Genomic DNA, 14,290 nt, shown 5'->3' with positions numbered 1-14,290 from the left:
TGACAAATTAACAAATAATGGAGCCACTGTTCACGGGATCAGAATGAGGAAAAATGAACACGATACTAACTACGCAATGTGCCGATGATGTAGGCTTAATAGCTAAAATCACCGGACTTTGCCACCAACATAATTTAAATATTACTCGTAATAATGAATTTGTAGATAAAGACGCCCAGCGCTTTTTTATGCGTACTGAATTAACTGGCGCACCAGCACCTGACTTTTTAAATCAATTACAGGCTTTGCTACCCGATGGCGCGCAATTAGCACTGCATACTGACGAAAAAACCAAAGTCGTGTTGCTTGCCACTAAAGAAGCGCATTGCTTGGGCGGCGTATTGCTAAAGCAGTTTGAGCAAGCGCTGAATATTGAAGTATTGGCTGTAATTGCTAATTACCCTGACTTAGCACCATTGGCGAAGGGCTTTGATGTGCCGTTTCATGTGGTCAGCCATGAAGGGTTATCACGCGCTGAACACGACCTGCAAGTGGGTGACTTAATTGCTAGTTACAAACCAGATATTATTGGCCTGGCTAAATACATGCGAATTTTAAGCCCTGAATTTGTTGGCCGCTTTGACGGTAAAATTATTAATATTCATCATTCCTTTTTACCAGCATTTATTGGCGCCAAACCCTATCACCAAGCATTTGAACGAGGGGTAAAGATCATTGGTGCAACAGCGCACTTTGTTAATAATGAGCTCGATGAAGGGCCAATTATTATGCAAGATGTAACGCATGTAAATCATGCTAATACCGCTGAAATGATGGCAAAAATGGGTAAAGACGTTGAAAAAACGGTGTTTTGTAAAGCGCTGCAATTAGCCTCTGAACATAAGCTATTTATTAATGGCAACCGGACGGTGGTGTTTAGTTAAGTTTTACTAAACAAGTAGAAATGAAGAGGCAAATAGCCTCTTTATTTTTATTATTAAACACTCTTACATTGTAATTATTGTGCTTGCTCAATAGGTTCGAGTTGTAATTTTGCTGCAATGAGTACCGCTTGAGTACGGTTATAAACCCCGAGTTTACGGAATATAGCAGTAATGTGTGCTTTAATTGTTGCTTCTGAAATATGTAATTCGTAGGCAATTTGTTTATTCAACAAACCTTCATGTAGATACTGTAGCACTTTATATTGTTGTGGCGTGAGTGAGGCAACTTGAGCGGCTATTTCTTTATCTTCGCAAGCAATGCTCGCTACTTTGTCTTTTAGTTCAACAGGCAGCCATACATCACCGTCGAGTATTTGATTTATTGCGCCAGCAATATCATCGGATGATGACGACTTAGGAATAAATCCCATCGCCCCGTAGCTCATTACTTTTGAAACAATATTGATGTCTTCACTACCAGAGACGACGGCAATTGGTAAACTTGGGTAATCTTCGCGAATGCGGATCAGGCCGTATAAATCGCCACTACCTGGCATATGTAGGTCTAGTAACAAGATGTCTAAATCTTCTTGTTCGCTCAGCACCTGCAATGTAGTTTCAAAATTTTCTGACTCGAAAACTTCCAAGTCGTCAAACTTTGCAGATAATGCCCCTTTTAGTGCTTCACGGAATAACGGGTGGTCGTCCGCTATTAAAAACTGACTCATGGTTCACTCCTAATGAATTCGGCTGTCACCTATCGAATAGCTGACAGCCGATATACTACGTTTAGAATCAACTTCTAATCAAGTTTTTAACGCATATTTAACGATTTAATCGGTTCTCGATTAATTCATCAACCACACTTGGATCGGCAAGTGTCGAGGTATCACCTAGCTGCTCGTGTTCATTTGCTGCGATTTTACGTAAAATACGGCGCATGATCTTACCTGAACGAGTTTTTGGTAAACCTGGTGACCATTGGATCATATCAGGCGATGCAATTGGGCTTAGCTCTTTACGTACCCAGTTACGTACCTCTTTAGTTAGTTCGTCACTGACCGTTACACCCTCATTTGGGGTAAGGTAAACATAAATACCTTGACCTTTAATATCATGCGGGTAACCCACAACGGCGGCTTCAGCAACAGCTTCATGAGCGACCAATGCGCTTTCAATTTCAGCAGTACCTAGACGGTGTCCTGACACATTCAACACGTCATCAACACGGCCTGTGATCCAGTAGTAGCCATCTTCATCGCGACGACAACCGTCACCCGTGAAGTACACACCTGGATAAGCTGAGAAGTAAGTTTGTTCAAAACGTTCATGGTCGCCGTAAACTGTACGTGCCTGAGAAGGCCAGCTATCAAGAATAACAAGGTTACCGTCAACTGCGCCCTCAAGGGTATTACCTTCTGCATCAAATAATGCCGGCGCAATACCAAAGAATGGCCGCGTTGCAGAACCTGGTTTCATATCAGTCGCGCCAGGTAAAGGTGTGATCATGATGCCACCCGTTTCAGTTTGCCACCATGTATCTACAATTGGGCAATTACTCTTACCAATGCTTTCGTAATACCATGTCCACGCTTCTGGGTTAATTGGTTCACCAACCGAACCTAGCACTCGTAAGCTATCACGATGTGAAGTCGCCGTTGGCTCATCGCCTTTCGCCATCAATGCACGAATTGCTGTAGGTGCGGTATATAAAATAGTTACCTTGTGCTTATCAACCACTTCACCCATACGTCCTGCGGTTGGGTAAGTTGGCACACCTTCAAATAACACTTGCGTACAACCATTAACTAATGGGCCGTATGCAATATAGCTGTGACCTGTGATCCAGCCCACATCGGCGCTACACCAAAAAATATCGTCTTCTTTTAGATCAAATACATATTCATGGGTCATTGATGCATACACTAAGTAACCACCCGTGGTATGCACAACACCTTTAGGTTGACCTGTTGAACCTGAGGTATAAAGAATAAACAGTGGATCTTCTGCATTCATTGGCTCTGGAGCACAGTCTGCTTGTTGGTCTGCAACTAAATCATGCCACCATACATCATGTTCATGCCACTGTACGTCGCCACCAGTTAACTGATGAACAACGACATGCTCGATAGTAGTGACTGACTCTTGCGCTACCGCTTCATCAACATTGGCTTTTAGTGGCACAGTGTTACCTGCACGGCGACCTTCGTCTGAAGTGATAACAATTTTAGCGCCTGAATCTTTGATGCGGTCTGCAATTGCTGATGGTGAGAAACCACCAAATACCACAGAGTGAATGGCACCTAAACGTGCACATGCTTGCATAGCATAAACAGCTTGCGGTGACATAGGCATATAAATAGCAATACGATCGCCTTTTTTCACGCCAAGTTTTTTCAGACCATTGGCAAATTTTGCCACTTCGTCATGCAATTGTTGATACGAAATATGCTCACTCTGTGTTGGATCGTCACCTTCCCAGATCAATGCTGTTTTATCAGCTTTAGTTGCAAGGTGGCGGTCAATACAGTTGTACGAAGCATTAAGCTCGCCATCTTCATACCAACGAATATCAATATGACCTTTATCAAAAGACGTGTTTTTTACTTTTGTGAAAGGTGTTGACCAATCGAGACGTTTACCGTGTTCGCGCCAAAAACTTTCTGGATCATCAATAGATTGCTTGTAAAGTGTATTATATTTATCATTATCAACTATGGCTGCATTCTTGATATGTGCAGGAACTGGATAGATACTTTGTGACATACTCGTCTCCATTTTAATTACTTGCCTAAGGCCTACCTCAAGGATCACTCAGCATAGCGAGCGAAAGTATTAGACCTTAGTTGTATTATCTTTGATTTATTTATCTGTACCCTAGCATACTTTCAAATACTAGGTTTTTGCACTATTAATACAAGGTGTTAAAAGTGTGGTTGTGTTACAAAGTAACCTGCCACCTTAGTCTAATAGACCAATAGGTAATTGAGTAAAAAGCATACTTAATCAAAAGTGGTATCACAACATAATTACAATAATGCAACAAGTAGCCAAGAATAGGACTTTAACTATGACAACTAAAGCGATAGCATTAAAAACACTTACCGCCACAGCCGTACTGTGCGCACTAACAGCTACAGCTCAGGCAGCTACCATCGGTGGTACTGATGTGACTTACGGCGGTTATGTAAAACTAGATGCAATGTGGAGTGACTACTCAGACGGTGTACCCGCTGGTGGCAGCATAGGTCGTGACTTTTACATTCCTAGCACAACCCCAGTCGGAACTGATGTTGATAGCGATCCAGTATTCGACATGCATGCCCGTCAATCTCGTTTTTTCTTAGGCACTGCAACTAAGCTCGATGACGGTAAAGAAATTAAAACCAAAATTGAAGTCGACTTTATTGCCTCGGCACCAGGCGGTGATGAGCGTGTGAGCAATTCATACGCGCCGCGTATTCGCCAAGCGTTTATTACTTATGATGGCTGGTTGTTTGGTCAAGCATGGTCAAACTTCCAAAATGTCGGTGCATTACCAGAAACATTAGATTTCATTGGTCCTGCTGAGGGCACTGTATTTGTGCGTCAAGCACAAGCTCGCTACACCACAGGCAATTGGTCTTTCTCGTTAGAAAACCCTGAAAGCACTATCACCACACAAGGTGGTGCACGGGCAACCATTGATGACTCAACACTTCCTGATTTTACCGCTCGCTATAATATGTCAGCTGATTGGGGGGAATTTGTTGTAGCCGCTCTTGCACGTCAACTTACTTATAAGCAAAATGGCTTAGATGCAGACGAAACCTCATTTGGTATTAGTGCTTCTGGTAAAGTGAACTTTGGTGAAAACAACCTCAAATTTATGCTTACACAAGGTAAAGGGTTAGGTCGCTATATTGGTGTAAACGTTGCTCATGGCGCGGTTTTAAATGGCGACGAGCTGGACGCAATTGATTCAACATCAGGCTTTATTGCGTATCAACAAAATTGGAATAGCCAGTGGCGTTCTACCTTTGTTTATTCATTCTTTTCAGCAGATAACAACACCGATTTATTAGCCATCACTGGCGATCCAACCAAATCAAGCCAAAGCTACAGTGCCAATATTCTTTACTCTCCGGTTAAAAAGCTCACCTTTGGTGCAGAACTAAAACATGCTGAGCGTGAAGTAGAAAGCGGTAATGATGGCGACATGGAACGCTTACAGTTCTCAGTGAAATACGCATTCTAAGAGTTTAACAATTTAACTTTTATTACTTCCTTAAGCGGCCTTGGCCGCTTTTTTATTACCTACTATTCACACACTTTATTAATAAAAGCACAATGCAGAATTGCAAATCATTGCTATTTAGATTAAATTACGTACTTCTTTTGAACTTTATGGAATGTCACATGTCTGCCCCGCAGTTTTTACGTTTATCTAAATTAGCAGTGTTTACTTCGCTAGCTTTAAGTGGTGTTGCTCACGCAACTGAAGAAAGCAACAATGAATCCCTTGAAAAGATAGCTGTGTATGGACAACATCATAAAAATTACATTACGGAAGATGCCCAGTCTGCAACAAAGTTGGGCTTAACAATTAAAGAAACACCACAGTCGATCTCGGTTATATCACGCGCATTAATGGACGATTTTTCTCTCGATGATATAAATGCAGTTTTAGAAACAACCCCCGGTGTCACCGTTGAACAAATAGAAACAGATCGCACCTATTTTAAAGCCCGTGGTTTTGAAATTACTAATTTCCAAGTAAACGGCATGGGCACTCCGCAAGATAACGGATCAATTCAAGGTACCCTCGATACTTCTATTTTTGAAAGCGTAGAAGTTGTACGTGGCGCAAATGGTTTAATGACAGGCGCTGGTAATCCTTCTGCAACCGTTAATATGGTACTAAAAAAGCCAACTTATCAAACAAAAGTCAGTGCATCTGCCTCTTATGGCTCATGGAATAACAAACGCTTGGAACTCGATGCTTCAACAGCATTAACTGAAAACCAGGCTGTCCGTGTTGCGTTTACTAAACAAAAAACAGACTCATACTTAGATCGCTACGAGCAAGACAAGACTATTTACTACCTTGCCTATGAAGGCAAACTTACTGATAGCACAACTTTATCGGTAAATTATGTCAATCAACAAAAAGATGCCGACAGCCCGCTCTGGGGTGCATTACCTCTTTATTATAGCGATGGCAGCGCAACAAACTTTGATGTGTCGACAAGCACCGCATCTGATTGGTCATATTGGAACAACTCGACTGAGCAAGTTTTCATCTCAGTTGAACAAAGCATCACAAATACGTGGTTTTTAAAAGCAAATTACGCGCATTTAGTGAATGAGCAAGACTCTGAGTTATTTTACGTCTCTGGTACTCCCGATCGTGAAACCGGCCTTGGCTTAATAGGCTATGCCAGTGAGTATGATCACAAAGACACGCACGATATTTTTGATTTATACGCCGCTGGTAAATTTAACCTGTTTGGCATGGAGCATGATTTATCATTTGGTGTAAGCCAAGCTGATATGGACAACTATGATAAATCGCTTAAAGACACTACAACTGGTAATGGCTCTCCACTAATGCCAGAGCTTGGTGGTTGGGATGGCGTAGCGCCAGTGCCTACACTAACTGACGGGTTGAGTGGTGGCGATGTAACGAACAGACAGCGTTCTGCTTATATTTCTACACGTATTCGCGCAACAGATTCACTGAGTTTATTAGCCGGTGTTAGCCAAGTTAACTGGCAGTCTAAAGGCATGTCTTATGGTGTTGCCAAAGACAAAAAAGCAGATCAAACAATTCCTTATTTTGGCACTGTGTACGATATCAACGAAAGCTTATCTGCTTATGCAAGCTACACTGAAACATTTGTACCTCAAACTGAACGTGACACCTCTGGCGATTACCTCGATCCAATCACAGGTAAAAGCAGTGAAATCGGCGTAAAAGCACAATTACTAGATAGTGATCTGTTTGTGACCTTTGCGTACTTTGATGCCAAGCAGGTTGGCCTTGCGGTTGCAATTCCAGGCTCAGCACCTGATGATACCCGCTACTATGGCGCAGATGGCATTAACAGTGATGGTTTTGAAGTGGAGCTAAGCGGTAAAATAACTGACACCCTCAGTACTAGTTTTAGTTATAGCAACATCAATATTGACGGGGATGAGCTTGTTAAAAATTACACCCCTAAAAACCAATATAAACTTGCCGTCACTCATAAAGTACCTGAAATTGAAGGATTAACGTTTGGCTTAAATTACCGCTGGCAAGATGACACGAAACGTATTCAGCCAATTACCGCACTAGGTGTTACACCTGTTACCAAACAAGATGCATTCGGTATCTTAAACTTAATGGCGACCTACGATATTACGGATAATGTTGGTGTGTCTTTCAATGTTAATAACGTCACCAATGAAAAATACATCCATAGTCTGTATTGGGAGCAAGGTTACTACGGTGCACCGCGTAACTATGCAGTCTCAGTAAATTGGCAGTTATAACTAGCTAGCAAACTATAAAAACAAAAAAGCCGCTAAATAATTTAGCGGCTTTTTTATAATTAAGCTCGGGTCAAATCGCGCTTATTCAATACTTTTAAAGCTCAGCATCATCTGCTAGTAAAGCATCTTCAATATCGTCAGGCTTGATTGTCGCTTTTAATAACAACATATCGCGTAACTTGCCTTCGATCTCATCTGAAATCTCAGGGTTCTCTTTTAAGAACTTAATCGAATTAGATTTACCTTGGCCAACTTTACTACCATTGTAGCTGTACCAAGCACCGGCTTTTTCAACCAACTTATGCTTAACACCTAAATCAATTAACTCACCATGCTTAGAGATACCTTCACCGTACATGATAATAAATTCAGCTTGTTTAAATGGAGGTGCAACTTTGTTTTTCACCACTTTAACCCGGGTTTCATTGCCCACCACTTCATCGCCCTCTTTAACAGAGCCGATACGACGAATATCTAAACGTACTGACGCGTAGAATTTAAGTGCGTTACCACCGGTAGTGGTTTCTGGGTTACCAAACATAACACCAATTTTCATACGGATTTGGTTAATGAAAATACATAAAGTGTTTGAGCGTTTGATATTACCAGTAAGCTTACGTAATGCTTGTGACATTAAACGTGCTTGTAGACCCATGTGCGAATCGCCCATGTCGCCTTCAATCTCAGCTTTTGGTGTAAGTGCAGCAACCGAATCGACAACAACCACGTCAACCGCGCTTGAGCGAACTAACATGTCGCAAATTTCAAGTGCTTGCTCTCCGGTATCAGGTTGTGAAACTAATAACTCATCAATATTTACGCCTAATTTTTGTGCGTAAATTGGGTCAAGTGCGTGTTCAGCATCAACGAATGCACAGGTTTTGCCTTCTTTTTGTGCCTCAGCGATAACTTGTAAAGTTAGCGTAGTTTTACCTGATGATTCAGGACCATATATTTCAACAATACGTCCCATAGGTAAACCACCTATGCCTAAAGCGATATCAATGCCCAGAGAGCCTGTTGATATCGCATCAATATCTAACGCTTTGTTGTCACCCAATTTCATGATTGAGCCTTTACCAAATTGACGTTCAATTTGAGATAAAGCAGCGTCCAACGCTTTTTGTTTGTTATCGTTCATTTTACTCTCCAAATCCGGCTAATGCAGACAAGTATACTGTATGAAATCACAGTATCAAGCTAATTTTATCAATTTATCTTTTCTATAATAGTTTTTAAAGAATAAACAATAGCTTGTAGCCTAACTTGCGCTCTATCACCAGCAAATAGTTGTTGACTCGGATACTGTTTATCGTCAATTTGAATGCAAAACCATACTAAACCCACTGGTTTTTCTGTACTGCCACCACCAGGGCCTGCAATCCCCGATACCGCAACCGAAATATCAGCCCCAGCGGCCTTGCAAGCACCGGCCGCCATTTGCAACACGGTTTGCTCACTCACGGCGCCATATAAAGCCAAGGTTTGCTCACTCACACCCAGTAAATCCTGCTTTGCTTGATTACTGTAAGTAACGAATGCACGGTCAATATAAGCCGAGCTGCCTGGGGTATCGGTTAGTGCATAACTCACTCCCCCACCAGTACATGATTCAGCACTAGTGATCCATAAGCGTTTATCCGTTAAAATAGCGCCTAATTGCGCAGCAAGTGTTTTAATCTCTTGATGTAATTCCATATTCAGCCTTTGGGTAAATACATGTCGTTCGATCTTTATGCACCACACACTATAAGTCAACAAACGCCGATGATGCAGCAGTATCTAAAAATAAAATCTGAGCATCGTGATATTTTACTGTTTTATCGCATGGGTGACTTTTACGAGCTATTTTTTGATGATGCAAAACGTGCAGCACAACTGCTTGATATTTCACAAACTCACCGTGGTAAAGCCGGTGGCGATCCTATTCCGATGGCAGGCGTCCCTTATCATGCGGTAGAAAATTACCTAGCCCGCTTAGTTCAAATGGGTGAATCCGTTGCGATATGTGAACAAGTGGGCGACCCTGCAACCAGTAAGGGACCTGTTGAGCGTAAAGTAGTGCGCATTGTTACCCCTGGAACTATTTCAGATGAAGCATTATTACAAGAGCGCCAAGATAATTTACTGACCAGTGTTTGGCAAAGTAAAAAGGGCGTGTACGGGATTGCCTATTTAGATATTAACTCAGGCCGTTTTAATATTGTTGAAGTAAATACTGAAGAAGCATTTAGCTCAACCTTACAGCGCTTAGCACCGGCAGAGTTACTGTATAGTGAAGACTTTAGCAACTTTCATTTAATTGAGCATATTAAAGGTATTCGTCGTCGCCCTGAATGGGAGTTTGATTTAGATACCGCCCAACATTTGTTATGTGAGCAATTTGGCACTAAAGATTTAGTTGGTTTTGGGGTTGATAAAGCCAAAGCAGCATTAGTTGCCGCTGGTTGCCTGATGCAATACGTAAAAGATACACAGCGCATAGCGCTACCGCATATTCGCGCCATCACTTTAGAGCATAACGAACACGCTGTTATTTTAGATGCCGCCACCCGGAAAAATTTAGAGCTGACAGTCAATCTTTCTGGCGGTTTTGAAAACACCCTAGCGCAAGTACTTGATAAAACAGCAACAGCAATGGGCTCGCGGTTGTTAAAACGCCGTATTCATACGCCAGTGCGCTCTAAACCTGAACTTAACGCCCGTCTTAATGCCATTAGCGCTATTATCGATGTGCAACTGTGTGGCGAACTACATGAGTCGTTAAAGCAAATTGGTGATATTGAACGCGTGATTGCTCGTTTAGCTTTATGGACTGCCCGCCCGCGTGATTTAACGCGCCTGCGCAGTGCATTACAAGCACTGTCACCGTTACATCAATTATTAGCCGATGCCAGCGATCCACGCATCAGTCAAATCGTCGCGCAATCACCTGAGTTACCCGAGTTACAACAATTACTTGAACAAGCCGTAATTGAAAACCCACCGGTATTAATTCGTGATGGCGGCGTAATTGCCCCAGGTTACAACAGTGAACTCGATGAATGGCGTTCATTAAGCCAAGGTGCAACAGATGTACTAGAACAACTCGAGCAGCGCGAGCGCGAGCGCACTGGCATTAGCACTTTAAAAATTGGCTATAACCGCGTGCATGGTTTCTTTATTGAAGTAAGCCGTGCCAATGCACATTTAGTTCCTGCTGATTATATTCGTCGTCAAACACTTAAAAATAATGAACGCTATATAATCCCAGAACTTAAAGAGCACGAAGACAAAGTACTCGGCAGCCAATCTAAAGCCCTTGCCCTTGAAAAACAACTATATGAACAACTGTTTGAATTTATAGCGCCGCACATTGAGCAGCTACAAATAATGGCAGCCGCATTGGCAGATTTAGATGTGTTAAATAACTTAGCTGAGCGTGCGATTGCGCTTAATTACGCTAAGCCTGAGCTTTGCGATAATGACGATATTAGCATCAAACAAGGCCGCCACCCTGTAGTTGAACAAGTCATGAAAGACCCATTCATCGCCAACCCGGTAGAGCTTAATGCGCAGCGTAAAATGTTGATCATTACCGGGCCAAATATGGGCGGTAAATCAACCTATATGCGCCAAACTGCACTGATTGTGTTAATGGCACACATTGGTAGTTTTGTGCCAGCAGACAGCGCTAAAATTGGCAATATCGACCGTATATTTACCCGTATTGGTGCCAGCGATGATTTAGCTTCAGGTCGCTCTACTTTTATGGTCGAGATGACCGAAACAGCCACAATACTAAACAATGCCACCGCGCAGTCTTTGGTGCTAATGGATGAAATTGGCCGTGGCACCAGTACTTACGATGGGCTATCGCTTGCCTACGCAACAGCCGATCACTTAGCATCCAAAATATCGGCAAAAACCTTGTTCGCAACCCATTACTTTGAACTGACAGAACTGGCTGAGCAGCAAGCTGGATTGGTCAATGTTCATTTAGATGCAATAGAGCATAACGACACTATTGCCTTTATGCACACTGTACTTGATGGTGCTGCAAGTAAGAGTTTTGGTTTACAAGTTGCAGCGCTTGCGGGTGTACCAAAAGCGGTGATCAAACAAGCCAAGCAAAAACTTAAAATGCTCGAAAACCATCAGCCAGTTACTGCTGATATTAATGCCGTACAGCCTTCACTATTCGAAGCTGAACCTTCGCAAGTAGAAACCCAGCTTGCTGATATTGATATTGATGACTTAAGTCCGCGCCAAGCTCATGCGCTACTTTATAAGCTCAAAGCTTTACTTTGAGGTAAAAGTTAACCACAAAAAAAGCTGAAGAGTTTAACTCTTCAGCTTTTTAATAATTATTTTCTGTGTGTGTGTTTTTGTGTCTATTGCTGTGTAAGCAGTTATGAGAACTGATCAAACAAGCTATCAGTACTTAACCCTTCATGCTGTAAAATATCTTTTAAGCGGCGTAGCGCTTCAACTTGAATTTGTCTTACTCGCTCACGAGTTAAACCAATTTCACGACCAACATCTTCAAGCGTTGATGGCTCATAGCCTAGTAAACCAAAACGACGCGCTAATACTTCACGTTGTTTAGGGTTTAGCTCACCTAACCAATCAACAATATGCTTATTAATATCATTGTTTTGTACTTCACCTTCCGGGCCAAAGCCTTTTTCATCAGCGATAATATCAAGTAATGCCTTATCATTTTCGCCACCAATTGGCGTATCAACAGAAGTGATTTTTTCATTTAAACGCAGCATTTTAGTCACGTCTTCAACGGGTCTGTCTAGTGATGCTGCAATTTCTTCTGCTGTCGGTTCATGATCAAGCTTTTGGGTTAACTCACGTGCGGTACGTAAATAAACATTAAGCTCTTTTACTACATGGATAGGTAAACGAATTGTGCGCGTTTGATTCATAATGGCACGTTCAATGGTTTGGCGGATCCACCAAGTCGCATAAGTAGAAAATCGAAAACCACGTTCAGGGTCGAATTTTTCAACCGCGCGAATTAAACCAAGATTACCTTCTTCGATTAAATCTAATAGCGCTAAGCCTCGGTTATTATAACGGCGGGCAATTTTTACAACTAAACGGAGGTTACTTTCAATCATGCGTTTGCGGGAGGCACTGCAGCCTTTTAACGCTTTGCGGGCAAAAAACACTTCTTCTTCGGCGCTCAATAGCGGTGAAAAACCAATCTCACCAAGATATAGTTGAGTCGCATCTAAATTTTTAGTTACTTCCTCTTTGGCAAATATTTCATCTTCTTTGTCATCATCTTTATCGACGTCATCTAACAATTCAGAAGCAGTATCTTCTACTGCTATATCATCAAATTTATCATCAACCGCGTTTTTCGTCTTCTCTATTTTTGCTGTGTTACCCATGAGCGTACCCTCAAGCAAATAAGTGATCTTATATCACTGTGTTCAATACCCGATAGCTAAGGCAAATACTTCTCGGGATTAACAGCCTGTCCTCGATAACGGATCTCAAAACGCAATGCCGTTACGTCAGAATCTGAACTGCCAATCTCTGCGATTTTTTGCCCAGCTTTCACATCCTGTTTTTCTTTCACTAATAACTTAGAGTTATGTGCATAAGCACTTAGATAATCATCATTATGTTTCAGAATGATTAAATTACCGTATCCTCTAAGCGCATTCCCCGCGTATACAACTGTTCCTTGTGCAGCAGCAACTACAGCCACACCTTTTTTATTAGTAATTTGTAACCCTTTATAGCCATTTTCTTTGGTTGAAAACCGCTGTGTTACTGCCCCTTTAGCTGGCCAAGACCAATGTACCTTTCCTGGAATCAAACTGTTGGAATTACTAACTTTTTTACTAGCTTGTTTTTGAACATACTCTCGTTGTTTTGGCTGATCAAGCTCTTTCTTTAATTTTTTGTTATTTTTTTGTGTTTCTTTTGTAGACTTTTTACTCGAATTCGTATATTTTTTCTGCTTTTTTGTTTTTATTGGTGGTTTTTTAAACGAAACGACCTGACCGGGATGGATAATGTAAGGGGCTGGAATATCATTATTTTTTGCCAACGTTCGAAAATCTTGCTGAGCACTGAAGGCTATTGAATAGAGCGTATCGCCTTTTTTTACAACATAGCGATCGCCATTAATATTAACTTTGCTTGTGTAAGGTTTAACGCTGGTATTTAAACTGCTGACTGGCGCTGGCGCTTGGCGAGAAGAGCAAGCACTGAGCAAAACACTTGTAAATAAAGTAACATAGAAAATGTACTGCTTATTCATGGTGTTTTGCTCCTTGTACTAATAATTGTGGTTTTTAATGCTTAACGTAATAAAAAGTATGCAACCACCACTAAAATCACTAATCCCCAGCCAAGTGCTTCAACATATTGACGTAATTTTTGCTCCATTTTTACTCCGCCCCATTTCATCAGTGCTGAGACTAAAAAGAAACGCGCACCGCGACCAACAGCGGAAGCTAATAAAAAAGGTAAAAACGCCATGTGCAAAAGTCCTGCACCAATGGTAAACACTTTATAAGGTATAGGTGAAAAGCCTGCTAAAAACACCACCCATACGCCATACTCTTTAAACCAATTTAAGGCGATATTAAACTTTTCTTGCCAGCCCATTTGCGCGATTAGAGGCTCTACTACAGGTTCAAACAACCAAAACCCGAGTAAATAACCCAACACCCCGCCAAGCACTGAAGCAACAGTAGCAAATGTAGCAAAACGCCACGCTTTGCTAGGTTGTGCAAGCGACATAGGCGCCAGCATTACATCCGGTGGAATAGGAAAGATAACTGATTCAGCAAAACTCATCCCTGCTAAATAACGCTCTGCGTGGCGATGTTTTGCCCACACTAATGCCATATCATACAACTTAGTAAACAATTTCAAAG

Annotated in this window: 11 protein-coding genes; 4 read left to right on the top strand and 7 right to left on the bottom strand. The window is 41.7% G+C overall.

Annotated features, from left to right (window positions below; genetic code table 11):
* Positions 1–53 precede the first annotated feature (53 nt).
* On the top strand, positions 54–884 hold the full coding sequence (gene purU, locus V7783_RS08740; RefSeq protein ID WP_335678402.1) for a formyltetrahydrofolate deformylase: 831 nt from the start codon (positions 54–56) through the stop codon (positions 882–884).
* Positions 885–958: 74 nt separating this feature from the next.
* Here the strand turns inward: purU and V7783_RS08735 are convergent, their stop codons facing one another.
* Together V7783_RS08735 and acs are read right to left on the bottom strand one after the other, a co-directional pair.
* Positions 959–1,612 carry a response regulator transcription factor gene (locus V7783_RS08735; protein ID WP_335678401.1) on the bottom strand — a complete coding sequence of 218 codons (654 nt, stop codon included), beginning with the start codon at positions 1,610–1,612 and terminating at the stop codon, positions 959–961.
* A gap of 97 nt (positions 1,613–1,709) precedes the next feature.
* Entirely contained in the window at positions 1,710–3,650 is a 1,941-nt protein-coding gene (gene acs / locus V7783_RS08730; RefSeq protein ID WP_335678400.1) for an acetate--CoA ligase, read from the bottom strand.
* Positions 3,651–3,954: 304 nt separating this feature from the next.
* Here acs and V7783_RS08725 point away from each other — a divergent pair, with 304 nt between their 5' ends.
* Positions 3,955–5,121, top strand: coding sequence for a DcaP family trimeric outer membrane transporter (locus V7783_RS08725; RefSeq protein WP_335678399.1), 1,167 nt, complete (start codon positions 3,955–3,957; stop codon positions 5,119–5,121).
* A 161-nt stretch (positions 5,122–5,282) separates the two neighbouring features.
* Positions 5,283–7,400 (top strand): TonB-dependent siderophore receptor, encoded by a 2,118-nt coding sequence (locus V7783_RS08720; RefSeq protein ID WP_335678398.1) that lies wholly within the window; start codon positions 5,283–5,285, stop codon positions 7,398–7,400.
* A gap of 94 nt (positions 7,401–7,494) precedes the next feature.
* On the opposite strand, the gene recA is transcribed toward V7783_RS08720, so the two are convergent.
* The gene (gene recA / locus V7783_RS08715) at positions 7,495–8,541 is read right to left on the bottom strand and encodes a recombinase RecA (RefSeq protein ID WP_335678397.1); all 1,047 of its coding nucleotides are present in this window, start codon (positions 8,539–8,541) and stop codon (positions 7,495–7,497) included.
* Positions 8,542–8,609: 68 nt separating this feature from the next.
* Positions 8,610–9,098 carry a CinA family protein gene (locus V7783_RS08710; protein WP_335678396.1) on the bottom strand — a complete coding sequence of 163 codons (489 nt, stop codon included), beginning with the start codon at positions 9,096–9,098 and terminating at the stop codon, positions 8,610–8,612.
* Between the two features lie 21 nt (positions 9,099–9,119).
* Here V7783_RS08710 and mutS point away from each other — a divergent pair, with 21 nt between their 5' ends.
* Entirely contained in the window at positions 9,120–11,690 is a 2,571-nt protein-coding gene (gene mutS, locus V7783_RS08705) for a DNA mismatch repair protein MutS (protein WP_335678395.1), read from the top strand.
* Between the two features lie 101 nt (positions 11,691–11,791).
* Here the strand turns inward: mutS and rpoS are convergent, their stop codons facing one another.
* From rpoS to V7783_RS08690, 3 genes are read right to left on the bottom strand one after another with little or no spacing between them, the layout of a single operon-like run.
* On the bottom strand, positions 11,792–12,787 hold the full coding sequence (rpoS, locus tag V7783_RS08700; RefSeq protein ID WP_335678394.1) for an RNA polymerase sigma factor RpoS: 996 nt from the start codon (positions 12,785–12,787) through the stop codon (positions 11,792–11,794).
* A 56-nt stretch (positions 12,788–12,843) separates the two neighbouring features.
* Positions 12,844–13,668: a peptidoglycan DD-metalloendopeptidase family protein gene (locus tag V7783_RS08695; RefSeq protein ID WP_335678393.1), complete on the bottom strand. Its 825-nt coding sequence runs from the start codon at positions 13,666–13,668 to the stop codon at positions 12,844–12,846.
* Between the two features lie 41 nt (positions 13,669–13,709).
* Positions 13,710–14,288 carry a YqaA family protein gene (locus V7783_RS08690; RefSeq protein ID WP_064665476.1) on the bottom strand — a complete coding sequence of 193 codons (579 nt, stop codon included), beginning with the start codon at positions 14,286–14,288 and terminating at the stop codon, positions 13,710–13,712.
* Positions 14,289–14,290 lie beyond the last annotated feature (2 nt).

This window comes from Pseudoalteromonas sp., assembly GCF_036960685.1.
In the GTDB taxonomy this organism is placed as follows: Bacteria; Pseudomonadota; Gammaproteobacteria; order Enterobacterales; family Alteromonadaceae; genus Pseudoalteromonas.
Note: the sequence above shows the minus strand (reverse complement) of the source record. Positions and strands in the feature narration are given on the sequence as shown.

Excerpts from the sequence above, each read along its gene's own strand:
- purU (WP_335678402.1), top strand. The coding sequence starts at position 54 with ATGAACACGATACTAACTACGCAATGTGCCGATGATGTAGGCTTAATA.
- V7783_RS08735 (WP_335678401.1), bottom strand. The coding sequence starts at position 1,612 with ATGAGTCAGTTTTTAATAGCGGACGACCACCCGTTATTCCGTGAAGCA.
- acs (WP_335678400.1), bottom strand. The coding sequence starts at position 3,650 with ATGTCACAAAGTATCTATCCAGTTCCTGCACATATCAAGAATGCAGCC.
- V7783_RS08725 (WP_335678399.1), top strand. The coding sequence starts at position 3,955 with ATGACAACTAAAGCGATAGCATTAAAAACACTTACCGCCACAGCCGTA.
- V7783_RS08720 (WP_335678398.1), top strand. The coding sequence starts at position 5,283 with ATGTCTGCCCCGCAGTTTTTACGTTTATCTAAATTAGCAGTGTTTACT.
- recA (WP_335678397.1), bottom strand. The coding sequence starts at position 8,541 with ATGAACGATAACAAACAAAAAGCGTTGGACGCTGCTTTATCTCAAATT.
- V7783_RS08710 (WP_335678396.1), bottom strand. The coding sequence starts at position 9,098 with ATGGAATTACATCAAGAGATTAAAACACTTGCTGCGCAATTAGGCGCT.
- mutS (WP_335678395.1), top strand. The coding sequence starts at position 9,120 with ATGTCGTTCGATCTTTATGCACCACACACTATAAGTCAACAAACGCCG.
- rpoS (WP_335678394.1), bottom strand. The coding sequence starts at position 12,787 with ATGGGTAACACAGCAAAAATAGAGAAGACGAAAAACGCGGTTGATGAT.
- V7783_RS08695 (WP_335678393.1), bottom strand. The coding sequence starts at position 13,668 with ATGAATAAGCAGTACATTTTCTATGTTACTTTATTTACAAGTGTTTTG.